The following is a 24081-nucleotide window of genomic DNA, read 5'->3' on the forward strand; positions in this document are numbered from 1 at the left end:
ACGACAAAAATTAACAGAAACAATTGCACTTTAAAAGAGGTGGAAATTATGACAGAGAAAAAAGAACAACAAGAGAGTAAAAAACAAAAGCATATGTTTCCATCACTTCCGGAGAACATTAATTACATTGAAAATAAACTTTCTCATTCTGATGATATAAAAAAATTAGATCTCCCTTTTCAAAACGGAAAAGGAACAATCTTATATATCGAATCTTTAGCAGATCCAAATCTAATTCATCAGTTAGCCCTTGAGCCTTTATTGACACGGTCAGACTTAGCTTTAGATAAAGCTTTTTCTACATTGAATATGACAAAAGAAACGAATTTAAATTATGGTGTGCAGCTTTTATTACAAGGTAAATCATTATATTTCCATGAGCAAGTCGAAAGCTTTTGTATTTTTGAAACAGCTCTATCTTTAAAAAGAGATATAACAGAGCCTGATAATGAAGGTATTGTACGTGGACCGCATACTGGTTTTGTAGAAGATTTAGCAACGAATTTAGCTTCTATTCGTAAACTCATTAAGAGTCCAAATGTAGTTGTTAAATATTTTACACTCGGTGAAGAAATGCACACGAAAGTAGCTATTGCTTATATTCAAAATATAGCTAATGATGATCTCGTTACCGAAGTAAAAAGAAGGCTAGAAACTATTAAAACCGATTCCCTTATGGCACCAGGTTATATACAAGAATTTATAGAAGATAATTCTTTCTCGCCATTTCCACAACAATTAAATACAGAGCGGCCAGATAGAACTGTCGCTAATTTAATGGAAGGCCGAGTTGCTATTTTATCCGATGGAGATCCAACAGCTCTTATCGTTCCTGTTACGTTATTCGCTTTCTATCAATCACCAGATGACTATAATAATCGCTGGATTGTTGGTTCTTTCGTCCGAATGATTCGCCTAGTGAGCTTCTTGATTGCCTTTCTCTTACCAGCTATATATATCGCAACCGTCGCTTTTCATCCTGATGTGTTGCCACTCGAGCTCGTTTATACAATTAAAGCTTCATTAGAAAAAGTACCTCTCCCTCCCATTTTTGAGGCTCTCTTAATGGAATTGATTTTCGAATTATTACGGGAAGCTGGTATTCGCTTGCCAAGCCGAGTTGGACAAACAATCGGTATTGTAGGCGGTTTAGTAATTGGTGATGCGATTGTAAAAGCTGGACTCGTTTCTTATACGATGATTATCGTTGTAGCTTTAACTGCAATTGCATCTTTTCTCGTTCCATCAAACGATATGAGTTCAGCAGTTCGTATTCTTCGTTTTCCATTAATGATTCTTGCTGCCATATTTGGATATGTAGGAATATCATTCGGTCTAATTATAACTTTCGTTCACTTATGTCAGCTTCATTCGTTTCATACACCATATCTTTCTCCTCTTGCACCTATGCGGATCAAAGATATGAAAGATTCTTTTGTAAGACTTCCAATTTGGTCGTTTTGGGAACGGCCTCATGATCCAAAGCCGAAAAAAATGCAACGACAGCATGTAACGAGAGAGGATGAGAATGGTGACAAACACGCAAAGTAAAATTTCACTTGTTCAATTTACCTTTTTCGTTATTCAGTGCCAAATCGGAGTTGGTATACTTTCTTTACCAAACCGTCTTCACCCAATAGCGAAAGGTGGCGGATGGATTTCTGCTCTCATCGCTGGTCTTGCAATTCAACTTATTATTTTACTTATGTGGTTTTTGTTAAGAAGATTTCCTGATGCAACTATGTATGAAATTTCTTCTATAATGTTTGGGAATAAATTCGGAAAACTATTAGGATTTTCATATGTTCTTTATTTTACACTTATCGGTATGACCGTTATGTTAAATGCTTGTAATGTCATTAAAGTATGGGTTTTGCAAGCAACCCCTTGGTCTGCAATTCTCATACTATTTACAATAGCTTGCTGCTATGTAGCCTATAATACATTTAAAGTAATTGTAAGATTTTATGTCATGGCTTCTATTCTCATTTTGCCCATGGCTCTTTTAATTGCACTAGGTTTTTCACGAGCTGATTTTTCTTATATTTTTCCAATTACAGAAGCCGGATGGTGGAATATTATTCAAGCTTCAAAGGAAACCATTACAGCTATGTATGGTTTTGAAATTATTCTGATCGCTTTTCCAAAAGTAAATGGGAATCCTGTTGCACGGCTAAAGGCCATTTCTATCGCTAATGGATTTGTAACTCTTTTTTACACTTTTACCGTTTGGATTTGCTTTATTGTATTTAGTCCAAAACAAGTTGAGCTTATTCCAGAACCAGTTGCTTACTTATTACGCTCTCTCCATATTGGGATTATAGACCGAACAGACCTAATTTTCATTCCAATTTGGATGATAACTGTTGTAGCCTCCATCGCTAGTTATTACTGTGCTGCTTCAATAGGAATTGGACATATATTCAATCTTGCTAATCATAAAAAAGCTGTTCCAATCGTTGGTATTATTGCTTTTAGTGTAGCCTTATTTATAGATACACCTGAGGAGCTTAAAGTACTTGCTACATTTACTGATAAATTCACCTATATTTTTATAGTAATTCTACCTTTTTTATTTCTTCTCTATTCCTTATTCAGAAATAAGAAAGGAGCTCCATATGCACAAAAAAACAATTAAATTATGTAGCATATTGTGCGCTAGCTCACTTCTTTCTGGTTGTTGGGATCAAGAACCTTTAAGAGATGCGAGATTAGCTTATAGTATTGGCTTTGATATTACAGAAGAAAATAAACTGCAGCAAACCATTGAACTCGTAAAGAGTTCGAGTGGGGATCAATCTTCATTTAAAAATGAAGTACATTCAGCAACTGGCTATAACATACGTGATACAAGTGATTCTTTAAGAAAAAACGTTACTGGTAATATTCGTTATTTCAAATATGGAGTAGAACTATTAGGAACAAAAATCCAAAAGAAAGGCATACTCCCTTATTTAGACGTTGGATTTAGAGATCCAACAAATCCAACCGCATTAGTAAAACTTATATCAGTAGATGGGGAAACGGATAAAATACTTGCCCAAAAGAAGGTAGGAAATTTATTAATTGGAGACTTTTTAAAGAAAAAAGTACAGAGCTTAGAAGACATGAGTATATTTCCAGATGAAACTTTAGAAACGGCCGCTACAAAAATGTTAGATCCCGGAAAAGATTTCACCCTCCCATCTATAAAGCTAAAAGGAAAAGAAGTTGTAACCAATGGGATAGCTCTATTTAACAAAGATAAATTAACTGGACTTTTACCTTTACGCCAATCGGTACTCTTCGTATTACTAACTGATAAAATGGGGAAAAGCGCTCGCATAACCCAAAAACTTACAAATAACGATTCATCTAGTACATCTGACTATCTTACAATTGAAGTAAGTAATCGAAAGTTAAAACGAGACTTAAAAATAACAACAGATAAAAAAGGAAATGTTTATGCTCACATTAAGCTCCAACTAAAAGTTATAGCACTTGAGGCTCCAAGAGATAATCTTTATAAAATGAGTGCAAGAAAAAAACTAAATAAAGAATTATCAAAGCAACTTACAAAAGAAGCAAAACAAATAACAAAAAAGCTACAAAAAGCAAACTGTGATGCTTTCGGTATCGGCAGACACCTTATCGCTTATCATCCTGATTTATGGAAGAAAAAAAATTGGAATAAAGATTATGCAAAAGTAAAATTTAAGCCTGAAGTAGAAGTAAATATTTTGTATAGTGGTGTCTTAAAATAAAAGGTTGTATGCCTCCTCGGCATACAACCTTTTATTTCGTATATCGATATACAATTGATTCATATGGTCTTAAATTTAAATTATTAATGTCCACACTTGAATCTTTATAATTTGATACTACTACTTCTTGTTTCATACCATCTACTTGAACATGAACTGGTACGGAATATGTGATGTCTTCTCCATAAAAGTTATTTATAACAAGTAGTACTTCATTCTCTACAGTACGTGTATATGCCCAAATCTTAGGATGATTTTCATCTAAAATAGCATACTCTCCTTCTGTAATAACATCATATGTTTTTCTTAGTTCAATTAGTTTTTGATAATGATAAAATACAGACTCATTATCTTCTAATGCCTTCTCTACGTTTATTTCTTTAAAGTTTTCAGCGACCGAAATCCAAGGTGTACTTGTTGTAAACCCGCTATTTATCTCTTCATTCCACTGCATCGGAGTGCGAGAGTTGTCACGAGATTTCTGCTTTAAAATCCCTATAATCTCTTCTTTTGATAGCCCTTCTTTTAGCTTTATATCGTATATATTTAACGATTCCACATCACGATATTGCTCGATGGACTCAAATTTAGGATTCGTCATACCGATTTCTTCCCCTTGATAAATATAAGGCGTTCCTTGCAGCATGTGCATGGCTGTCGCTAACATTTTTGCAGATTCGTTTCGGTACTTTCCATCATCACCAAAGCGTGACACGATGCGAGGCTGGTCATGATTACACCAAAATAAAGCATTCCATCCTTCGCCCTTTTGCATTTCAATTTGCCAGTTAGACATAATCTCTTTTAATTTAATAAAATCAAACTCTGCTTTCGTCCACTTATCACCATTCGGATAATCTACTTTTAAATGATGGAAACTAAACGTCATGCTTAGTTCATTGCGCTCAGGGTTAGAATATTTAATACAATTATCAATTGTCGTAGATGACATTTCTCCAACTGTAATTACATCTTTTCCTTCAAAAACATTTCGGTTCATCTCTTGTAAATATTCATGAACACGCGGACCATCTGTATAATACTTGCGCCCATCACTTGTCGCAGTACTACCTTCATCGTTTAAGAAGCATTGGTCTTTTGAAATTAAGTTAATGACATCTAATCGGAATCCTGTTACTCCTTTATCCAGCCAAAAACGCATCATATCATATACTTCTTCACGAAGTTTTTCATTTTCCCAATTTAAATCAGCTTGTGTTTCATCAAATAAATGTAAATAATATTGCTCCGTCTTCTCATCATATTTCCAAGCAGATCCACCAAACTTAGACTGCCAATTATTTTTTTCATCACGCCAAATATAGTAACTACGATATGGACTATTTTTATCTTCCTTCGCTTCTTTAAACCACTTATGTTCAGTCGAACTATGATTTACAACAATATCAAGCATAATCTCAATGTTACGTACTTTCGCTTTTGCTAAAAGTTCTTCAAACTCTTCCATCGTTCCGTAAGATGGATCAATGCTGTAGTAATCACTTACATCATATCCATTATCATTTTGTGGTGATTGGTATATCGGTGTTAACCATATATAATCCACTCCGAGTTCTTTTAAATAATCTAGTTTCTCTGTAACCCCTTTTATATCACCGGTTTCTCTATTGTAATAACTATTAAAGCTCTTCGGATAAATTTGATAGACTACACTTTTATGCCAATCCTTCATGTTTAACTTCCTCCTACTTCTGTTTGACTCTTTTTGCAAATAACCATGTTAAAGTAAATGGGATTACAACTGCAATAATCATTCCTACAATAAAAATTGGAATCGATTTCGGAATGATAGAAATAAATGCTGGCAATCCGCCAATTCCGATAGCAGGTGCTAATACACCATTTAATGTAATGAATATCGCTGCCACAGCAGACCCTATAATCGCTGCATAAAACGGGAACTTATTTCGTAAATTCACACCAAACATCGCTGGTTCTGTAATACCGAAGTATGCTGAAATGGCTGATGTCGATGCCATACTTTTATCATTTTGATTTTTAGAAATCCAGAACATCGCAAGTGCCGCACTACCTTGCGCAATGTTAGAAAGAGCGATCATCGGCCAAATAAATGTACCACCATGTTGTGCAATTAATTGTAAATCAATTGCAATAAACATATGATGCATACCTGTAATTACGAGCGGTGCATATAATGCTCCAAATAATACTGCTCCAACTACTGGTACTGTTTCATATACACCTACTAATCCTACTGTTAATAAATCTCCGATATGACGTGTAACCGGACCGATAATTCCTAATGCTAACACACCTGTCACAACGATTGTTGTAATTGGTACAACTAATAATTGAATTGCATTTGGTACATGTTTCTTTAAAAAGATTTCTACTTTACTTAACACAAATGCAGCTACTAAAACAGGTAAAATTTGTCCTTGATATCCTACCTTCTCAATTTGGAACAGTCCTAAAATATTGAAGTACTCAATCTTTTGACCCTCTAAACCAGTCGCTGCTTTTCCATAGTCCCAAGCGTTTAATAAGGCCGGATGCACAAGCATTAATCCCATAACAATCCCTAGTATTGGACTACCACCAAAACGCTTCGTTGCTGACCACCCGACAAGTGCTGGTAAGAATACGAATGCTGTATTGGCCATCATATTAATTAAATCCCAAAGCCCGCCTAAGTTCGGATAAACATCTAATAAATTTTTCCCATCAAAAAATAAGTCCTTTGCCCCTAATAGATTGTTAATACCCATTAGTAAACCAGCTGTTACGATCGCTGGTAATATCGGCATAAATACATCCGAAAATATTTTTACAAACTTTTGAGCTGGATTTAACTTCTGATTTCCAGAGTCTTTTACGTCAGCTACAGTCGATTCTTTCATACCTGCAAGCGTTATCAATTCAGCGTAAACACGATCTACATCCCCTGGACCAATTACAACTTGAAATATACCAGCGTTATGAAACGCTCCTTTCACTAATGAAACAGACTGTAATTTATCATTATCTATTTTACTTTCATCTTTTAAAGCGATACGGAGCCTCGTCACACAATGTGCAGCTTGTTCAATATTGTCTTTCCCACCAATATACTGCAACACTTCCTCTGCTGTTTTACGATAGTCTTTCCCCATATTCCCGTCCCTCTTTTCTTTTTTTGATACCGTTTACAATTACATATTAACTCGTATATATAAGTTAGTCAATACTCGTATATACGAGTTTGTGTTTTTTTTATAAAAAAAAGAGATGAAACAATATTTTGTTCCACCTCTTTACTTCCTGCGTGCCACATCCGAAAAGTGAAAAATATCTAAACGGTGGCGTGATTCTGTATATTCAAACTGACTTCCATCATACAAATGTGTAAAGTTTTTCACAACGACAACATAGTCTGTTCCATTTAAATCTAAATACTTTCTGTCATCCTCTGTACATGGCTGTACTTCTATTACCCTCTGCGAATAACTAATATGTAGCCCAAGCTCTTTCTCGATGTATTTATAAATCGATGCAGTTGCAATTTCTTTCGTTAATCCTGGAATAAACTCAGATACAAAATGATTTATATCTAAAATTACTTTTTCTCCATCAATATTTCGTACACGTTTAATATGGTCAATCTCTGTTTTTTCTTTCACGTTTAATAACTTTGCTACGTCTTCCGTCGCTTCGATTTTCTCCATTTCTACGACATCTGTAATACAATCACGCCCTAAACGTTCATTTTCTTCTTGAAAGCTTACAATACCACCGAAATTAAACTCAATGTTTTTTCGCTTTAAAACAAAAACACCTTTTCCATGAATTTTTTGCACATATCCACGCTCTTGCAGTAAATCTACTGCTTTTCTTACCGTACCTCGGCTTGCCTCATACTGCTTCATTAATTCTGTTTCTGATGGGATTTTGCATCCTTCTTTTAATTGCTTATTATCAATAGACTTACTGATTTCTGTATAAATTTGTTCATACTTACTCATCATCTACACTAGCCCCTTGTCACCTTCTAATTCTATATGTATTATACCATGCTACACTCTTCTGCCAATCTCTCACTTATTTTCCAGTATAGGAAAAATACAGGTGAATTTTTAATCTCTAAAACGGATTTTTATAAAAATTTTTATATTTTTCTTTTCATTCAAAAAAACATGTAGTATACTAACTTCAAAATCAGAGGAGAGAGGGAGCAAAGAACTATGCTTACTTATACAACAATTGTAGTTACATTTGCACAAAAACATCATCATCATACTTAACCCTTGAAACCTAGCGGAAAATTACGCGTAGGTACAAGGGTTATTCCCGTTGTACCTACGTCAGGCGAAGAGCCATGTAGGTATTTTTTATCTACATGGCTCTTTTTTTATTGTCAAAAAGGCTAGTAAAAAATGATGTTTAAGCAAAACTTACTACAAAGGAGTTAACAAAAATGGAAACGAAAAAATGGGGATTATGGGTTTTAACAGCATTTGTTATCGGGAATATGGTTGGCGGCGGCGTATTTATGCTTCCAGCAAATTTAGCACAAGTATCAGGTCCAATGGGTTCTACACTCGCATGGAGTATTACAGGCCTTGGCGTATTTATGATTGCACTTGTATTTGGAAATTTAGCGATTCGGAAACCAGAATTAAAAGCTGGACCACAAAGCTATGCTCAAGCGATGTTTCCTTCAAAAAAAGCTGGTAAAGTTGCAGGATATAGTATGGCATGGGGATATTGGGCTGCTAACTGGGCTGCAACAGCATCTGTTATTATTTCCTTTGCTGGATATTTATCAACGTTCTTTCCAGTTTTACAAAGTAAGCAAATTCTTTTTTCAATAAACGGATTTTCACTAGAACTCGGAAAAGGGTTAACTTTCCTCATATGTAGCCTTATGCTGTGGGGAATTCAATATATTCTTTCTCAAAATATTGATCGAGCTGGAAATATGAATCTACTTGCTACCATTGCAAAAATTATCGGATTTACAATGTTTATTGTAATTACATTATTCATTTTCAATGCCTCTAATTTCGGAGACGGTCAAACCTTTATGAATGAAGCTGGACAATCCATCTCGTTAGGTGGACAAATCAATTCAGCTGCTATTGCAACCCTCTGGGCATTTATCGGTATTGAATCAGCAGTTATGCTTTCTAATCGTGCAAAATCACAGCGCGATGTAAAAAAAGCTACGATTTTCGGATTAATTATCGCTCTTCTTATTTACATGTCAATTACTTTACTTACAATGGGAGCTCTTCCGCAAGATGCTTTAAAAGAGTCTCAAAAACCATTAGTAGACGCATTAAATTTAGCAATTGGAAATAAAGGTGCATATATAATGGCTTTACTCGCTCTTATATCTTTATTTGGATCTACAGTTGGCTGGATTGTTGTTAGTTCAGAAGTACCTTACCAGGCAGCAAAGAATGGACTTTTCCCTAAGTTTTTCGGGAAAACAAATAAAAAAGGTAGTCCTTCAAAATCATTATTGATTACAAATGTAATGACGCAAATCTTCTTATTTTCAACGATTTCTGGTACTGTTTCAGAAGCGTATAGTTTCGCTATCGTCGTAGCAACATTAGCCTATTTAATTCCATACCTTGTTTCTACTCTGTACCAATTCAAACTGGTTATTACAGGAGAAACGTATGATATAATGCCTGGTTCTCGAATAAAGGACGGGATCATTACTACATTGGCATTTGTATACTCAATTTGGGTTATCAAAACGGGAACTGCTGATTTAAAAACGTTCTTCTTAGGAATTGGATTGTTCGTATTAGGTCTTATTCTTTATCCCGTACTAATGAAAGACTCACAAAAAACGAATTAAAGAAAGAGAAGCTGCTGGCTTCTCTTTTTTATTAAAAATCTGTAATTAACTTTTCTTTTAGCTCTCCTACAGATAAAGGTTTCGCATAATAAAATCCCTGTACATAATCACAGCTCATTGATTGTAATAAACTCTCTTGTTCTACTGTTTCTACCCCTTCAGCAACTACTGCTAAATTTAAACTATGAGCAATTTCAATAACAGATTTTACAATCGTTCGTTCTGGCTGTGCGTGATCATAATGAAATTCACGAATAAAATTACGATCAATTTTCACAATATCCAGTGGTAGTTGTTTTAAATAATATAAGGAAGAATAGCCAGTTCCGAAATCATCCAAAGCAATTAAAACACCCATATTTCTTAATTCTTGTAATGTAGCAATAATATAATCAAAATGGCGAACTGCAATGCTTTCCGTTATTTCTAATATTAAACGGTTCGGAGGAAAACCAGTTCTCTTTAAAATGCTACGTACAGACAAAATAAAACGTTTCTGCATTAATTGTTGTATAGATAAATTCACAGATAACTTTAGTCCTTCTTGATAATTTGGCAATGTTTTAAACAATCGGCATGATTTTTCTAATACCCAGTCTCCTAGCTTTATAATAAGTCCAGACTCTTCAGCTACGGGGATAAATTCGCTTGGTGAAATAGGTCCATCTTCTGTCATACATCGTACTAAAGCTTCTATACCAGAATATCTCTTCGTTTTCAAATCAATAATAGGCTGCAATGCTACATCTAACTCTTCATCACGAATTGCCTTTTGCAAAGCAAACTCAACTTTCATTCTGCGATTTATTTTCGCGCGTAGCTCATCTGTAAAGAAACATGCAGCATTTCTCCCCTGTTCTTTTGCACTATACATAGCTAAGTCAGAGTTTTTCAATAACGTTTCCACATCTTGTCCGTCTTGTGGATAAGAACAAAGTCCTAGACTAGCTGAAATGTATACTTCATGGCCTTCAAGCATAAATGGTGCCTGGAAACATGACAACACAGATGTCGCTAACTGCCTCATATCATCTTGTCTATGATTTTTTGTTAACAGCACAAATTCGTCGCCACCTAGCCTAGCCAGAACATCTTTCTCTCCTAGTACATAATGCAACCGTGAAGCAACTTCGCTTAAAAGTAAATCCCCTATCATATGACCTAACGTATCATTTACTAATTTAAAACGGTCCAAATCAAAGTAAATCATACCAAATTCTTTTTTATCTGCAATCAATTTATTAACGGTCGTTATTAATTGTAAACGGTTAGGCAAACTCGTTAAAGCATCATGATAGGCAAGTTCCCTATAACGACTTTCACTTAGCCGCAATCTATGTTCCGCTTCTTTTCTACTACTAATATCATTTCGAATTGCGATAAACTGGTATGGCTCTCCTTTTTCATTTAAAAATGGAACAATTGTTGTTTTGACCCAATAATATGTACCATCTTTTGCTCGATTCCGAATCTCACCTGTCCATACTTTCCCATTCAAAATACGTTTCCATAAGTTTTGAAAAAAGGTTTTCGGATGATGTCCTGAATTTAAAATACGGTGATCTTTTCCAATTAATTCTTCTCTTTTATATTTAGAGATTTCACAAAATTTATCATTTACATATGTAATAAGACCTTTTCGATCTGTAATTGCAACAATTGAAGACTCATCTAATGCTAACTTTAAATCTCGCAATGAAGAGTCATATAATGCATGACCTCTCTGTTCTAGCATGCGCATCTCTCCTTGCTTCCTATCTGACTAAAACACAACCTGTTTCTCTTCATAGAAATAGAGATATTTCATTTTCTAATACTAGCCCATTACATAAATTATCTTTTTAAATAGACCGATTAAAATAACATAATATTATTTGTAATAAAAAGCAATATTATACTGTTTCAATTATAACTAGTAGCTTCTCATCTCCCTAATTATCTCGTGCCTTATTATACTGCAATCCCTTTAAGTGGCTCTATCCAATCCTTATTTCCAAATAAGTCCACTCATGTCTGGTTTCTTTGTTTTTTAATAACGAAATAGAAATTAGACCATACTAAATAACTATTCACGAATAATAATATGAAAACCTACATTAATGTATATGTTTTTGAATTACAATAACAAAATATTAACATATTTTCACCTTAATTTTGGAAGTATTTTATAAATAAATACCATATTAAACTAAAAAAGAGGATAGCCTCTTTTTTAGTTTAATATGAATAGGGTATTTGCTGATAACCTGGGTATGGCATTGGATACGCTACAGGGTATGGTGACGGATAAGTTACTGGATATGGAGCTGGATAATATCCTCCACTTGTTGTACCTGTTAATGCACCAGCTGTCAGTCCGCCTAACACTCCTCCTGCAAAGCTTCCAGGGAAAAATCCGCCTCCCCATGAACTACCACCCCAGCCCCAGCCGCCTCCGTGATGATGATGATGATCATAGTGATTGTGTCCTCCATGGTGATGCTGTCCGCCGTTATGATTGTGCCCACCATGATTGTGTCCTCCATGGTGATGATTCCGATAGTACAATCCATTATTTTCTATATAATTCATGTTTCTCCGCTCCTTTTCGATTTTTTCATTTTCATATGCATTAAGAGTGGGATAAAAATGTGATAGTACACTGTATGTAGGACAAATGCGGAAAGTATAGGTGAAATGTCTATATTTTGTAAAAAAAGCAAAACACCTTATAATAAAGATGTCATATTACATCTTCTATTTAGGAAGTCTATATTGAAAAAAGATTAGGGGAATTATATAGAAATGAAGAAGCCTATCGTTCAGTTACTATTAATATTTACAATTGTATCTATCGTTCTGTTCCTATTAAATACATCGTATATTTCGTTATATACATTTGTCGGTGCTCTATGGTCCATCACAATCGTAGGAATTTCATTCGTTATCTTTATAGAAAATAGATCTCCACAAAGCACATTGGCATGGTTTTTAGTATTAGCACTTCTTCCTATTATAGGTGTGCTTTTATACGCTATTTTCGGGCGCAGCCGCTGGAGAAGAAAAAAACATCTCCATCGTTCAGAAGAACAAAGAAAATTATTCCGTGAAATATTAGAAGGAAGAAGACTAGAGTTATTACTCACAGTCCCACTAAATGAACGTTCCATACATTTAACAGAAGTCATACAAAAATTTGGAGGCGGTCCTGCCGCAGATAAAACAACTACAAAACTTTTAACAAACGGAGATCAAACATTTTCAGAAATTTTGCGAGCTATAGAGCAGGCAAAACATCATATACATATTCAATACTACATTTATAAATCTGATGAAATTGGTACAAAAGTTCGAGATGCTTTAATACAAAAAGCAAAAGATGGTGTTATTATACGCTTCCTTTATGATGGTCTTGGAAGTAACACGTTAAGAAGACGATTTTTGCAACCTATGAAAGAAGCTGGGATTGAAATTGTAGAATTTGACCCTATTTTTTCAGCTTGGTTACTTGAAACTGTCAATTATCGTAATCATCGAAAAATCGTTATTGTAGATGGAGAAATTGGTTTTACCGGAGGACTCAATGTCGGTGATGAATATCTTGGCCGTTCAAAGAAATTTCCCGTTTGGCGTGATAGTCATTTAAAAATAGAAGGAAAAGCATTATATAAATTACAAGCAATCTTTCTAGAAGACTGGCTCTATGCCTCTAGTGGTTTAAATACTTATTCCTGGGATCAATTCATGAATAGACAATACTTCCCAGGTAAAGAGATTTCAAATGCAGAAGGTGCTGTTCAAATCGTAGCAAGCGGACCAAGCTCTGATGATAAAAGTATTCGTAATACATTATTAGCTGTTATGGGCTCTGCAAAAAAATCCATTTGGATCGCTACACCCTACTTTATTCCAGACCAAGAAACTTTAACATTATTACGCTTAAGTGCAATTGCCGGAATAGATGTACGGATTTTATATCCAGGTAAAAGTGATAGTATCATTAGTGATCAAGCATCTCAATCCTATTTCACTCCGCTTTTAAAAGCTGGTGCTTCTATTTACAGTTATAAAGATGGTTTTATGCATGCAAAAATTGTACTCGTTGATGATACAATTGCAACTATTGGAACAGCGAACATGGATGTACGTAGCTTTGAATTGAATTACGAAATTATTAGCGTACTTTATGAATCAAAAACAGTTCACGATATTAAACGTGATTTTGAAGAAGATTTTAAACACTCAACTGAAATTAAATGGAACTCTTTCCAAAAAAGAAGTATAAAAAAACGCATATTGGAGTCTTTCATGAGGCTCATTTCTCCTTTACTGTAGGCAATCAACTTCATCTTGATTGCTTTTTCTTTTCCCTTTATCCTCCTTCCTTTTCTTTGCATACCATATTAAAACAAGTTATCATAAGATGTATTACTTTATGAAAATAATGTTAGGTGGGAAATACATGTTAGAACAATTTCATATACATGCTGATTTAAAACAACAGCTTTCTACGATTCATGAAAAGAATAAACAAGAAGCTGGTGAAAATGCTCATTTAATCGGTACTAAAATATATAAAGCATCTGATAATAGCATTATCGAAGATGCGATTACAGCACTTCTTCTTGGCAAGAACATTCTATTAAAAGGACCGACTGGTAGTGGTAAAACAGTACTAGCGGAAACACTTTCTTCTTTATTCCAAAAACCAATGCATAGCATTAACTGCTCTGTCGACTTAGATGTAGAAGGTATTTTAGGATACAACACACTACAAACGAAAGATGGTGCATCTGAAGTTTCATTCGTTAACGGTCCTCTTATGAAAGCAATGAAGAACGGTCACTTCTTATATATTGACGAAATCAATATGGCAAAACCTGAAACTTTACCGCTACTTCACGGCGCATTAGATTACCGTAAAATGATCACAAACCCATTTACACAAGAGGTTGTATACGGTGATGAAGAATACCGTGTAATTGCTGCGATTAACGAAGGTTACGTTGGAACAAGTGAACTAAATGAAGCATTAAAAAACCGTTTCGTTATTATTGAAGTTCCTTACATTCAAGGTGACACATTAAAAGAACTATTATTAGCAGAGTCAAAATTAAATGATGTTGCAACAATTGAAAAGTTTGTTGCATTTGCAAGCGACCTTATGCCTTTAGCTCGCGATGGACGTGTAAGTGAAGAAGCAGCAAGTATTCGTGGTATTATCGATGCATGTGATTTAGGTGTATATATTCCTGTTATGCGAGCTATTGAACGAAGCATAATTGCAAAACTTAATGATGAAACAGAACAAATGACTGTCCGTGAATTAGCAGAAAGTTATTTCTTTGAGGGATAATTTATGAGACAAATTTTTAGTGACAAAAAAATTGATGCGTCGCTGTTTCTACAAATGGAAAACTTAATGTATGCCCTTCTAAAAGAAGACGATGCCTATCTTGAATACGGCTATAAAGCATACTACGACGAAATTGAAAAGAAAGTTGTCATTAGTCACTTTTGGGATGATCGAAAAGAAGAAGATACAGTAATCGGATTAAAAAGCGAAGTGTTCTTAAAAGCACTTGGTAATAAACATTACTCGGACATGACTTTAATTCGTTCTTATGCGATTGAATTGCAAGAATCGCCCCTAAAAAAGTTTTTAACACAATTATTTGTTCTATTAGAAGATTTACGCGTTGAGGAAATCGTAAAGAACTTACGTCCTGGCACGAAACATGTTTTTAAACGCCGAAAAGAAATGTACCGCAATTATTTCGGCTCTCAAAATGAAATAAACCGCGTTCGTAATTATCACGGTGATCGTCTATTTTGCCTATGCTATCTTTCATTAACGAGCGATAAATATGAAATGTTTAATAATGAATATTTTGAGCAAATTGAAGCGATTTTACATGAAACATTCCAAGCACGTAATACAGAAGATATTATGTATATCGTTGAGAAAATTCGCTATCGCTTAGAGGCGCTTCTTGAAAGTGATATGCTTAACAACTATTTCGGACATGCTCCACTTTACTTATCTGTCATTGCAGACGAAAAGAACTGTCGCGTCGAAGATTTAGCAAATGATGATACGCAGCTCATAGATGACGATGAAAATAAAAACAAAATGGATGAAAGTTTCTCCACATGGCATCGTGAAAATAAAAATAACGAAAACGAAAACTTTTTACGCTTTGAATTAGAAAGCGGAACAAAAACAAACATGATGGGCGATACTGCTCGTGAATCAGAAGATGGCGACCAGGCACTTGGTTCTGTACAAGGTACTTCTCAAAAAAGTACACAATCCAACTTTGATGGCGCTGATACAGAAGAAGCAAGGGCTTCACACGCTTCTAGCCAGCACGACGGTGCATATGGTAAGTATAATGTAGGTGCTTCTCATACATTTAAAGAAGCTCGCAAAGCAAATATCGATGAGAAAAAAGATTACCAAGCTATCAAATCAGTCGTCAATAAAGATGTAAAAGAATTAAAGAAAATTATCGAAAAAACGATTGAAAATAAAACGAATGCGAATAGTGATAAATATTACGGAAGACTTCGTAAGAAATTCCTTCGTATTTATACCGAAAAACAACCGCGGATGTTTTATAAAAAAGGACAAGAGTCACAAGAACTCGATGTTGCATTCCAACTGTTAGTTGACTGTTCTGGTTCTATGTATAACAAAATGGAAGAGACGAAGAAGAGTGTTGTACTATTCCATGAAGCTTTAAAATCTTTAAAAATCCCGCACGCTATTAGCGGATTTTGGGAAGATGCCTCTAGCGCTAAACCTGAAGATAAGCCGAACGTTATCCATGAAGTTGTAAATTATAAAAACTCAACGTTACCAAACGTTGGTCCAGAAATTATGCAACTTCGTGAAGAAGAAGATAACCGCGACGGATATATTATTCGTATCGTTTCTGAAAAGCTTGCCAAAAGACCTGAGAAACACAAATTCTTACTAGTCTTCACAGACGGTGAGCCTTCTGCGCTAGACTATCAACAAGACGGAATTTTAGATACGCATGAAGCTGTTAAACTCGCGCGTAAAAGTGGTATGGAAGTAATCGGTATCTTCATCGAAGAAGGCGAAGCGAAAGAAGCAACTTATCAATTGATGAAAAACATTTATAACCATCACTTCTTAGTTGCAAATCACGCTGAAGATTTACGATTGAAGATTAAACCATTACTGAAAAAATTATTACTGAAGACGATTGAATAGAAAATAGGAGCCTTGTGGCTCCTGTTTTTTCGTTCAATTACTTTGTTTCTGGTTGAAACTTGTATGGAATGGCTACTTCTAACAAAGATTCAAATCCTCCGTCATAGTATGGGAAGCGCTCATTCGCAATTGTTCGATCCACCCACTCTATTGCAGAAATTTCACCTTCATCTTCCGCAATAAGTTCACCTTTTACTACATTCGCTCGGAATGTAAAAAATAGCGCATGATTCCCTGATTCTTCAAAGAATTTTTCATTGATCGCAACAAGTCCACCTAACGTAGCAGTTAAACCTGTCTCTTCTTTCACTTCTCTTATTAGTGCTTCCTCTAATATTTCACCTTTTTCTACAGCCCCGCCTGGCAATGACCAAACGTTTTGTTCTACATTATGTACCATTAATATTTTATCTGTTTCTTCGTCATGTATTAGTGCATATACGACATCAACTCTTTGCATGTTGCATTTCCCCTTCAATTAACTCATCCATTGTAAATAAGGAGTGCAACTGCAATCCATCTTCTAATAAGTTATCTCTTCCTTCTTTTGTTCGTTCAATCACACCTAGAACATGATTAACTTTCGCACCTAGTTCTCTTAAATCTTTCGTGCTTAATAATATTTGACCGCCTGTCGTAATGACATCTTCAACAACACAAACATTTTTCCCAGCAATATCAACACCCTCTGCCAACTTACATGTGCCGTACTTCTTCGCTTCTTTTCTTACAAGTACGACTGGTATACCTGTTTGTAAAGATAATGCCGTTGCTACTGGAATTCCTCCCATCTCTAAACCAGCGAGTGCTTCTGTATCAGGAGGAATGAGCTCTTTCAACTGTTTAGTAATTTCTAATAACAGTACTGGATTAGATTCAAATAAGTACTTATCAAAGTATTGATTTGATACTTGTCCTGATCGAAGTTTAAATGTTCCCGTTAAACGTGACGTATTGTAAATTTCCTTTGCTAACTCCCATTTCTCCATTCCTTGTCTCCCCTTTACACACAAATTAACTCATTCTATCACATTTGTAATTATTTGCATATTCCCAAAATACAAATAAAAAGAGTCGATTCCTAAGAATCGACCCTTCCTATTAATTCATCACTAACTCAGCTGCAAGCTTTTTTTTTAACTTAGCCAGCATGTCAGTTGTCATTTTATCTAAATCGTATTCTGCTTTGAAGCCCCACTCTTTCATTGCTGCTGTTGCGTCAATAGAGTTTGGCCAGCTATCAGCGATTGTTTGACGAGCTGGATCTACTGCATAATCCATTGTAAACGTCGGAATGTGTTTACGAATTGACGCTGCAATTTGCTCTGGCTCGAAGCTCATTGCTGTAATGTTAAATGCATTTCTATGCACTAGCTTACTTGGATCAGCTTCCATTAATGAAATGATCGCTTGTAAAGCATCAGGCATATACATCATGTCCATGTACGTTCCTTCAGCAATGTATGAGGTGTATACACCTTTTTTAATCGCCTCATAGTAAATTTCAACGGCATAATCAGTCGTTCCGCCTCCTGGAGGAGCTACATAAGAAATTAAACCTGGGAAACGGACACCGCGCGTATCTACACCAAACTTTTGATAATAATAATCACATAGTAATTCTCCTGCTACTTTGTTTACCCCATACATCGTAGTAGGACGCTGAATTGTATCTTGCGGTGTATTATCTTTTGGCGTCGATGGACCGAATGCACCGATAGAACTTGGCGTGAAGAACTTACAGTTTAATTCACGAGCTGCTTCTAGAGCATTTACAAGTCCACCCATATTTAAATTCCATGCAAATAACGGATTTTTTTCTGCTGTTGCTGAAAGTAAAGCTGCTAAATGAATAATTGTATCTACTTCATTACGCTTTGCGATATCATGTAGTTTTTGTCCATCTGTTACATCTAACGTTTCAAATGGACCAGACGTTACTACTTCACTGTCTGTTTCACGAATATCTGTTGCAATAACATTTGATGCGCCGTATACATCACGAAGTTTCATTACTAGTTCAGAACCAATTTGCCCTAAAGAACCGGTTACTAGAATTTTTTTCATTTTCCCCACTCCTCATTTGCAAGCTATTCAAAAGATGTCGTTACTTAAATGATGCCCATTTCTTTCCCTACTTTTTCATACTTACGAATTGCTTCATCTAACATTTCTTTCGTATGAGCTGCTGTAGGCATATTACGAACACGACCTGTTCCTTTTGCTACAGTTGGGAACACGATAGATTTTGCATATACGCCTTCTTCATTTAGACGTTTACTAAATTCTTGTGTTAATACTTCGTCACCAATAATACAAGGTGTAATTGGCGTTTCACTTTCTCCAATGTTAAAGCCAAGTTCTTTTAACCCTTGTTTTAAATAGCGACCGTTTTCCCATAGACGATCATGTAACTCTGTGCTTTCCATTAAGATTTCAATTGATCTCATGCAAGCTGCCGCATCAGCTGGTGTTAATGCTGTAGAGAATAAGAATGGACGTGAACGAACTTTTAACCAGTCAATTAAGTTTTGTTTCCCTGCTACATATCCACCAATTACCCCAATTGCTTTTGATAATGTACCAATTTGGAAATCAACTTTATCAGAAAGACCGAAGTGCTTTACAGTCCCTGCACCTTTTCCAAGTACACCTGAACCGTGTGCATCATCTACGTATGTCATTAAATCTAACTCTTCTGCAATCTCAACAATTTCTGGTAGTTTTGCAACATCTCCATCCATTGAGAAAACACCGTCTGTAATTATCATTAATTTATTGTAAAGACCTGATTCTTTCGCCGCGATTGCTTTTTGGCGTAAATCTTCCATATCAGAATGTTTATAAACAATAATTTTTGCTTTTGATAGACGACTACCGTCAATAATAGATGCATGATTTAATTCGTCTGAAAGAATCGCATCATTTTTATCCATAACAGCTGAAATCGCTGCCATATTACAGTTAAATCCTGATTGATAAGCAATTGCTGCTTCTGTATGTTTAAACTTTGCAATTGTTTCTTCTAACTTAATATGCAAATCTAAAGTACCGTTAATTGTACGAACAGCCCCTGCTCCAACGCCGTACTTATGAATAGCACCAATTGCTGCTTCTTGCAAACGGCTATCTGTTGCTAATCCAAGATAGTTGTTTGAAGATAAGTTAATATATTCTTTTCCGCCTATTGTAATGATCGGTCCATTCGAACTCTCAAGCGGATCAATTACGTTATAAAGCCCCTTTGATTTTAAATCCTCTAAATTTTCTTCTAAAAATTTCGCAAGTGTTTTACTAGACATTGTGAAGCCTCCCATCGTTCATGTAAGCGGATTATTATCTTAATAGTTCTAATAATCCCTCTACTAGCTTAACACGTTTTCAGAATTTATTATAGAAAAATAGCTTAAAGTAACCGCTTACAATTCTAGATTATATATGATTCATTACAATAAATCTATCATTTACTTTTCATATTTGATAGAATTAAAAAAATATTTAGGGAGGCTTCAAACGTGGCATTTACAGAATCTGATGTATACAATAACACAGCATTTTTCGAACAATATATGAAACGAAGATACCGAGAAAATAGCCCAAATGAATCCATTGAAAAACCAGTATTCTTTCCACTCATTGGTAATGTGAAAGGAAAACAAATTCTCGATTTAGGCTGTGGTGACGCTAAGTTTGGTGTGGAATTATTAGAAAAGGGTTGCTACTCTTACACCGGCATTGAAGGCTCCGAGCTTATGTATGAAAAAGCTAAAAAACAACTAGAAAATAAAAATGGATCTGTTCATTTTTTAAACCTCAAAGATTATACCTATCCCTCTTCCACTTTTGATTTAGTAACCTCTAGACTCGCCTTACATTATATTGAACATCTTGATACCATTTTTCAAAATGTGTTTCAAACTTTAAAAACAAATGGCACCTTTACCTTTAGCGTTCAACATCCCGTTATTACTTCTTCATTTGAAAGCTTACACACAAGTGGTAAAAGAACGAGTTGGCTCGTCGATGATTATTTTAAACTAGGCAAACGGGTTGAACCATGGATTGACCAAGAAGTTATTAAATATCATCGTACAACGGAAGAGTATTTTACATTATTACAGCAAGCTGGATTTACCATTACATCATTAAAAGAAGCTACACCAAATCCAACCTATTTTCAAAATGAAGAAGAGTATAAACGTCGCTTACGAATTCCTCTCTTCCTCTTATTTTCTTGTACCAAATAAAAAAACGATGAATCACTCATCGTTTTTTTATCTCATTGCCTGGGCAACTTCTTTAACTACACGTCTTCCTCTTCCGTGCGGGATACAAAGCGGTGTTCCAAACAACGGATCCGTACTAATTTGACACTCCATTCGGAATACATCACGTACTAGTTTCTCATCTACCACTTCTTCAGGTTTACCTTGTGCATATATTTGTTTATCTTGAATTGCTACGATGTTATCTGCATAGCGGCATGCTAAATTCAGATCATGTAATACCATAACAATTGTTCTTTGTTCTGTTTCATTTAATTCGAATAATAAATCTAGCACTTCAATTTGGTGAGTCATATCTAAGTATGTAGTTGGCTCATCCAGTAAAATGATCTCTGTATCTTGTGCAAGTGTCATTGCGATCCAAGCACGTTGACGCTGCCCACCTGAAAGAGCATGCACATCACGCTCAGCAAATTCTGTCATACCTGTTGCTGCAAGTGCCTTCTGTACCATTTCCTCGTCTTTTTCTGACCATTGCTTCAGCCATGTTTGGTATGGATAACGCCCTTGCTTTACAAGTTGTAATACTGTAAGTCCTTCTGGTGCTTGTGGTCCTTGCGGTAAAATCGCCATTTGACGAGCAATTTGCTTCGTTTGCATACTTTGAATTGCTTGATTATCTAACAAAATATCACCATTTGTTGGCTTTAATAATCTGGCTAGTGAACGTAATAAAGTTGATTTCCCGCAACCGTTAGAACCGATAAAAATTGTAATTTCTCCTTTTGGAATTTCTAAGTTCAGCTCATCAATAATAATTGTTTCACCATAAGACAACGTCAAGCGTTTCGTCTCCAATGCTTTTTGCATATTCATCTCCCTTTATGAATTCCGACTTTTATAAAGTAAATAAATGAAATAAGGTGCACCAATTGCTGATGTAAATACCCCTGCTGGAATTTCAAGTGGTGTGAAAATTGTACGCCCTATTAAATCTGCAGCAAGTACTAGAATTGCACCGACAATAGCTGCAACTGGGAGTAATGCACCGTATAAAGAACCAACTAATCTTCGTGAAATATGAGGTGCCATTAAACCGACAAATCCAATCCCTCCGGCAAAAGCTACCGCACCACCAATTAAAGCTGTACTAAGTAATAACATAAATACACGCGACTTCGTTAAAGGAACCCCAAGTCCTACCGCTATATCATCCCCTAGCTCTTGTGCATTTAAATGCCTAGCTGCGATAAATGATATTACTGTTAAAATGAGAACCCAAGGCGCAAGTACCATAACATTTTGCCAAGAAGAGCCGTAAACGGTACCCGTAATCCATACATTCGCTTGGCTCGCTTGATAAATTGGTGCTAGCAACATAAATAATGTTGTCGCCGCCTTCGTTAATGCCCAAAATCCAACACCAATTAAAACGAGACTAATTGGTGATAATCCATCATTTTGCCATGCAAATAAGTATACAAAAACCGCTACAATCGTTGCTCCTGCAAAAGCTGCGAGCGGCATATAATGAATACTTACCGTTAGTGCATTATTTTTATCACTAAATAACGCTAAAAATAATACAACTGCGACACTTGCCCCGCCCGTAATCCCGATGATATCAGGAGAAGCAAGCGGATTTCGAACGAGCCCTTGTAAAATACAGCCCGCTACCGCAAGCGCAATTCCTACGAGGATAGCAATTAAAATACGTGGCATACGAAACTTATTTACAACCATATTTGACATTGCATCGCCATTTCCGGTAATTGCTTGCCATACGTCATAAGGAGCAATTTTCATGTCTCCCATACCTGCGCTCGCAAAGAATAATCCTATTAAAACAACTAGTAAACTTAACAAGACGAGACAAGCTCGTTTATACATTAAAAACGAGAGCTCGCCTTTTCCTATACGAAACGGAATATATTTCTTCATTTGCTAAGCCCTCTCTTACGTGCAATATAAATAAAGAACGGTGCTCCAATAAATGCTGTCATAACTCCTACTGGTACTTCTTGTGGCATAATGACATATCTTGCTGCTATATCAGCCAATATTAGTAGTATTGCCCCTAACAATCCGCTATAAGGTACTCTCCATCTGTGGTCAACTCCAACAAGAAATCTAGCAAAATGCGGAGTAATAATTCCAATAAATCCAATTGGACCAGCAACCGCAACTGAACCACCAGACAACAGTACAATAATAAGTAACACGAATGATTTCATTAAAATTGTTCGTTGTCCAAGTCCTTTCGCGACGTCTTCTCCCATCATCAATGTATTTACTTTCCCTGCCATCATAAGAGATGCAATCCATCCTATTAATAAATATGGGAATACAGATTGTAAAATTTCTAACTTTCTCCCTTGCACAGATCCAGCAAGCCAAAATAATACCTCTTCAAGTGCTTTTTCATTTAACACAAGTAATCCTTGTGTTAATGATGAAAATAACGCACTAATTGCGACCCCTGCTAACGTTAACTTAAGAGGAGTAGTCCCTTCTTTTCCTAAAGAACTAGAAGCAAATACAAGTACAGCTGCAACCGCAGCTCCTAAAAAGGCAATCCATGTGAAAGCTGATAATGATGTTACTGAAAAGATTACAATTGCTACAACTATGAAGAACGCAGCACCTGAATTTAATCCAATAAAATCTGGAGAAGCAAGTGGATTCTTAGTTAAAGTTTGCATAAGACAACCCGCGATGGCTAAACTAGCACCAACACTTGCTGCTATAAGTGCCCTTGGAAGGCGCACATTTTGAATAATAATATGTTCATTAGAACCATTAAAATGGAAAAAAGCATCTAGCGCTAATTTCCAGCTCGTATTTGTATATCCGAAAATAATACTTCCCCAAATACAAATAACGACTGCAATGATTCCAACAAATAATCCAATCCATTTTGCTTGATTTGTTTTTAATAACATGCAGCGTTTCCCCTTCAATGTATAATGATACGTTGTAAGTGTATTTCAACTTAATTCTTATTGTCAACGGAAATGAGAATTATTTTCAACCATATGTATTGACAATCAAAAGATA

General features: G+C 35.5%; 20 protein-coding genes. 8 read left to right on the forward strand and 12 right to left on the reverse strand.

The window, feature by feature from the left end:
* Window positions 1-48 precede the first annotated feature (48 nt).
* Genes gerKA through RT27_RS14420 form a run of 3 tightly spaced genes read left to right on the forward strand, consistent with a single transcriptional unit; the run spans window position 49 to window position 3743 of the window.
* Complete coding sequence (gene gerKA / locus RT27_RS14410) at window positions 49-1551, forward strand: spore germination protein GerKA (protein WP_043936504.1); 1503 nt, start codon at window positions 49-51, stop codon at window positions 1549-1551.
* Window positions 1532-2638, forward strand: coding sequence for a GerAB/ArcD/ProY family transporter (locus tag RT27_RS14415; RefSeq protein WP_029441556.1), 1107 nt, complete (start codon window positions 1532-1534; stop codon window positions 2636-2638). The genes gerKA and RT27_RS14415 overlap by 20 nt, the downstream gene beginning before the upstream one ends.
* Window positions 2619-3743 (forward strand): Ger(x)C family spore germination protein, encoded by a 1125-nt coding sequence (locus tag RT27_RS14420; protein ID WP_043936505.1) that lies wholly within the window; start codon window positions 2619-2621, stop codon window positions 3741-3743. Before RT27_RS14415 ends, RT27_RS14420 begins: the two co-directional genes overlap by 20 nt.
* Before the next feature lie 31 nt (window positions 3744-3774).
* Here the strand turns inward: RT27_RS14420 and treC are convergent, their stop codons facing one another.
* The 3 genes from treC to treR all read right to left on the reverse strand — a co-directional run bounded on the left by treC (window position 3775) and on the right by treR (window position 7729).
* Window positions 3775-5436 (reverse strand): alpha,alpha-phosphotrehalase, encoded by a 1662-nt coding sequence (gene treC, locus RT27_RS14425; RefSeq protein ID WP_043936506.1) that lies wholly within the window; start codon window positions 5434-5436, stop codon window positions 3775-3777.
* 13 nt (window positions 5437-5449) lie between these two features.
* The gene (gene treP, locus RT27_RS14430) at window positions 5450-6877 is read right to left on the reverse strand and encodes a PTS system trehalose-specific EIIBC component (protein WP_043936507.1); all 1428 of its coding nucleotides are present in this window, start codon (window positions 6875-6877) and stop codon (window positions 5450-5452) included.
* Window positions 6878-7018: 141 nt separating this feature from the next.
* Complete coding sequence (treR, locus tag RT27_RS14435; protein WP_043936508.1) at window positions 7019-7729, reverse strand: trehalose operon repressor; 711 nt, start codon at window positions 7727-7729, stop codon at window positions 7019-7021.
* 449 nt (window positions 7730-8178) lie between these two features.
* Between treR and RT27_RS14440 the strand changes: the two genes are divergently transcribed.
* A complete protein-coding gene (locus tag RT27_RS14440; RefSeq protein WP_043936509.1) occupies window positions 8179-9576 on the forward strand; it encodes an amino acid permease in 1398 nt (465 codons plus the stop codon).
* A gap of 31 nt (window positions 9577-9607) precedes the next feature.
* Here the strand turns inward: RT27_RS14440 and RT27_RS14445 are convergent, their stop codons facing one another.
* Together RT27_RS14445 and RT27_RS14450 are read right to left on the reverse strand one after the other, a co-directional pair.
* Entirely contained in the window at window positions 9608-11311 is a 1704-nt protein-coding gene (locus RT27_RS14445; RefSeq protein WP_029441552.1) for an EAL domain-containing protein, read from the reverse strand.
* Between the two features lie 482 nt (window positions 11312-11793).
* Window positions 11794-12147 (reverse strand): hypothetical protein, encoded by a 354-nt coding sequence (locus RT27_RS14450; protein WP_043936510.1) that lies wholly within the window; start codon window positions 12145-12147, stop codon window positions 11794-11796.
* 213 nt (window positions 12148-12360) lie between these two features.
* Between RT27_RS14450 and RT27_RS14455 the strand changes: the two genes are divergently transcribed.
* The 3 genes from RT27_RS14455 to RT27_RS14465 all read left to right on the forward strand — a co-directional run bounded on the left by RT27_RS14455 (window position 12361) and on the right by RT27_RS14465 (window position 16798).
* The gene (locus RT27_RS14455) at window positions 12361-13890 is read left to right on the forward strand and encodes a cardiolipin synthase (protein WP_043936511.1); all 1530 of its coding nucleotides are present in this window, start codon (window positions 12361-12363) and stop codon (window positions 13888-13890) included.
* A 127-nt stretch (window positions 13891-14017) separates the two neighbouring features.
* Complete coding sequence (locus RT27_RS14460; protein WP_000892974.1) at window positions 14018-14911, forward strand: MoxR family ATPase; 894 nt, start codon at window positions 14018-14020, stop codon at window positions 14909-14911.
* Between the two features lie 3 nt (window positions 14912-14914).
* On the forward strand, window positions 14915-16798 hold the full coding sequence (locus RT27_RS14465) for a VWA domain-containing protein (protein WP_043936512.1): 1884 nt from the start codon (window positions 14915-14917) through the stop codon (window positions 16796-16798).
* 37 nt (window positions 16799-16835) lie between these two features.
* Here RT27_RS14465 and RT27_RS14470 read toward each other — a convergent pair whose 3' ends face one another.
* From RT27_RS14470 to RT27_RS14485, 4 genes are all read right to left on the reverse strand, one after another.
* Entirely contained in the window at window positions 16836-17258 is a 423-nt protein-coding gene (locus RT27_RS14470) for an NUDIX hydrolase (RefSeq protein ID WP_043936513.1), read from the reverse strand.
* On the reverse strand, window positions 17245-17787 hold the full coding sequence (gene pyrE, locus RT27_RS14475; RefSeq protein WP_043936514.1) for an orotate phosphoribosyltransferase: 543 nt from the start codon (window positions 17785-17787) through the stop codon (window positions 17245-17247). Before pyrE ends, RT27_RS14470 begins: the two co-directional genes overlap by 14 nt.
* A gap of 112 nt (window positions 17788-17899) precedes the next feature.
* Window positions 17900-18865: an L-threonine 3-dehydrogenase gene (locus RT27_RS14480; RefSeq protein WP_029441548.1), complete on the reverse strand. Its 966-nt coding sequence runs from the start codon at window positions 18863-18865 to the stop codon at window positions 17900-17902.
* 44 nt (window positions 18866-18909) lie between these two features.
* Window positions 18910-20100, reverse strand: a complete 1191-nt coding sequence (locus RT27_RS14485; protein ID WP_043936515.1) for a glycine C-acetyltransferase — start codon at window positions 20098-20100, stop codon at window positions 18910-18912.
* A gap of 213 nt (window positions 20101-20313) precedes the next feature.
* Here RT27_RS14485 and RT27_RS14490 point away from each other — a divergent pair, with 213 nt between their 5' ends.
* Window positions 20314-21045 (forward strand): class I SAM-dependent methyltransferase, encoded by a 732-nt coding sequence (locus RT27_RS14490; RefSeq protein ID WP_043936516.1) that lies wholly within the window; start codon window positions 20314-20316, stop codon window positions 21043-21045.
* Window positions 21046-21072: 27 nt separating this feature from the next.
* On the opposite strand, the gene RT27_RS14495 is transcribed toward RT27_RS14490, so the two are convergent.
* The 3 genes from RT27_RS14495 to RT27_RS14505 are packed head-to-tail and all read right to left on the reverse strand — an operon-like array spanning window position 21073 to window position 23966.
* Entirely contained in the window at window positions 21073-21894 is an 822-nt protein-coding gene (locus RT27_RS14495) for an ABC transporter ATP-binding protein (protein WP_043936517.1), read from the reverse strand.
* Between the two features lie 12 nt (window positions 21895-21906).
* Window positions 21907-22965, reverse strand: a complete 1059-nt coding sequence (locus tag RT27_RS14500; protein WP_000760059.1) for an iron ABC transporter permease — start codon at window positions 22963-22965, stop codon at window positions 21907-21909.
* Window positions 22962-23966, reverse strand: coding sequence for an iron ABC transporter permease (locus tag RT27_RS14505; RefSeq protein ID WP_000925211.1), 1005 nt, complete (start codon window positions 23964-23966; stop codon window positions 22962-22964). Before RT27_RS14505 ends, RT27_RS14500 begins: the two co-directional genes overlap by 4 nt.
* Window positions 23967-24081: the final 115 nt, after the last annotated feature.

This window comes from Bacillus sp. L_1B0_5, assembly GCF_000836715.1.
GTDB classification, from domain to species: domain Bacteria; phylum Bacillota; class Bacilli; order Bacillales; family Bacillaceae_G; genus Bacillus_A; species Bacillus_A thuringiensis_S.

Excerpts from the sequence above, each read along its gene's own strand:
- gerKA (WP_043936504.1), top strand. The coding sequence starts at position 49 with ATGACAGAGAAAAAAGAACAACAAGAGAGTAAAAAACAAAAGCATATG.
- RT27_RS14420 (WP_043936505.1), top strand. The coding sequence starts at position 2,619 with ATGCACAAAAAAACAATTAAATTATGTAGCATATTGTGCGCTAGCTCA.
- treC (WP_043936506.1), bottom strand. The coding sequence starts at position 5,436 with ATGAAGGATTGGCATAAAAGTGTAGTCTATCAAATTTATCCGAAGAGC.
- treP (WP_043936507.1), bottom strand. The coding sequence starts at position 6,877 with ATGGGGAAAGACTATCGTAAAACAGCAGAGGAAGTGTTGCAGTATATT.
- treR (WP_043936508.1), bottom strand. The coding sequence starts at position 7,729 with ATGATGAGTAAGTATGAACAAATTTATACAGAAATCAGTAAGTCTATT.
- RT27_RS14440 (WP_043936509.1), top strand. The coding sequence starts at position 8,179 with ATGGAAACGAAAAAATGGGGATTATGGGTTTTAACAGCATTTGTTATC.
- RT27_RS14445 (WP_029441552.1), bottom strand. The coding sequence starts at position 11,311 with ATGCTAGAACAGAGAGGTCATGCATTATATGACTCTTCATTGCGAGAT.
- RT27_RS14450 (WP_043936510.1), bottom strand. The coding sequence starts at position 12,147 with ATGAATTATATAGAAAATAATGGATTGTACTATCGGAATCATCACCAT.
- RT27_RS14455 (WP_043936511.1), top strand. The coding sequence starts at position 12,361 with ATGAAGAAGCCTATCGTTCAGTTACTATTAATATTTACAATTGTATCT.
- RT27_RS14460 (WP_000892974.1), top strand. The coding sequence starts at position 14,018 with ATGTTAGAACAATTTCATATACATGCTGATTTAAAACAACAGCTTTCT.
- RT27_RS14465 (WP_043936512.1), top strand. The coding sequence starts at position 14,915 with ATGAGACAAATTTTTAGTGACAAAAAAATTGATGCGTCGCTGTTTCTA.
- RT27_RS14470 (WP_043936513.1), bottom strand. The coding sequence starts at position 17,258 with ATGCAAAGAGTTGATGTCGTATATGCACTAATACATGACGAAGAAACA.
- pyrE (WP_043936514.1), bottom strand. The coding sequence starts at position 17,787 with ATGGAGAAATGGGAGTTAGCAAAGGAAATTTACAATACGTCACGTTTA.
- RT27_RS14480 (WP_029441548.1), bottom strand. The coding sequence starts at position 18,865 with ATGAAAAAAATTCTAGTAACCGGTTCTTTAGGGCAAATTGGTTCTGAA.
- RT27_RS14485 (WP_043936515.1), bottom strand. The coding sequence starts at position 20,100 with ATGTCTAGTAAAACACTTGCGAAATTTTTAGAAGAAAATTTAGAGGAT.
- RT27_RS14495 (WP_043936517.1), bottom strand. The coding sequence starts at position 21,894 with ATGCAAAAAGCATTGGAGACGAAACGCTTGACGTTGTCTTATGGTGAA.
- RT27_RS14500 (WP_000760059.1), bottom strand. The coding sequence starts at position 22,965 with ATGAAGAAATATATTCCGTTTCGTATAGGAAAAGGCGAGCTCTCGTTT.
- RT27_RS14505 (WP_000925211.1), bottom strand. The coding sequence starts at position 23,966 with ATGTTATTAAAAACAAATCAAGCAAAATGGATTGGATTATTTGTTGGA.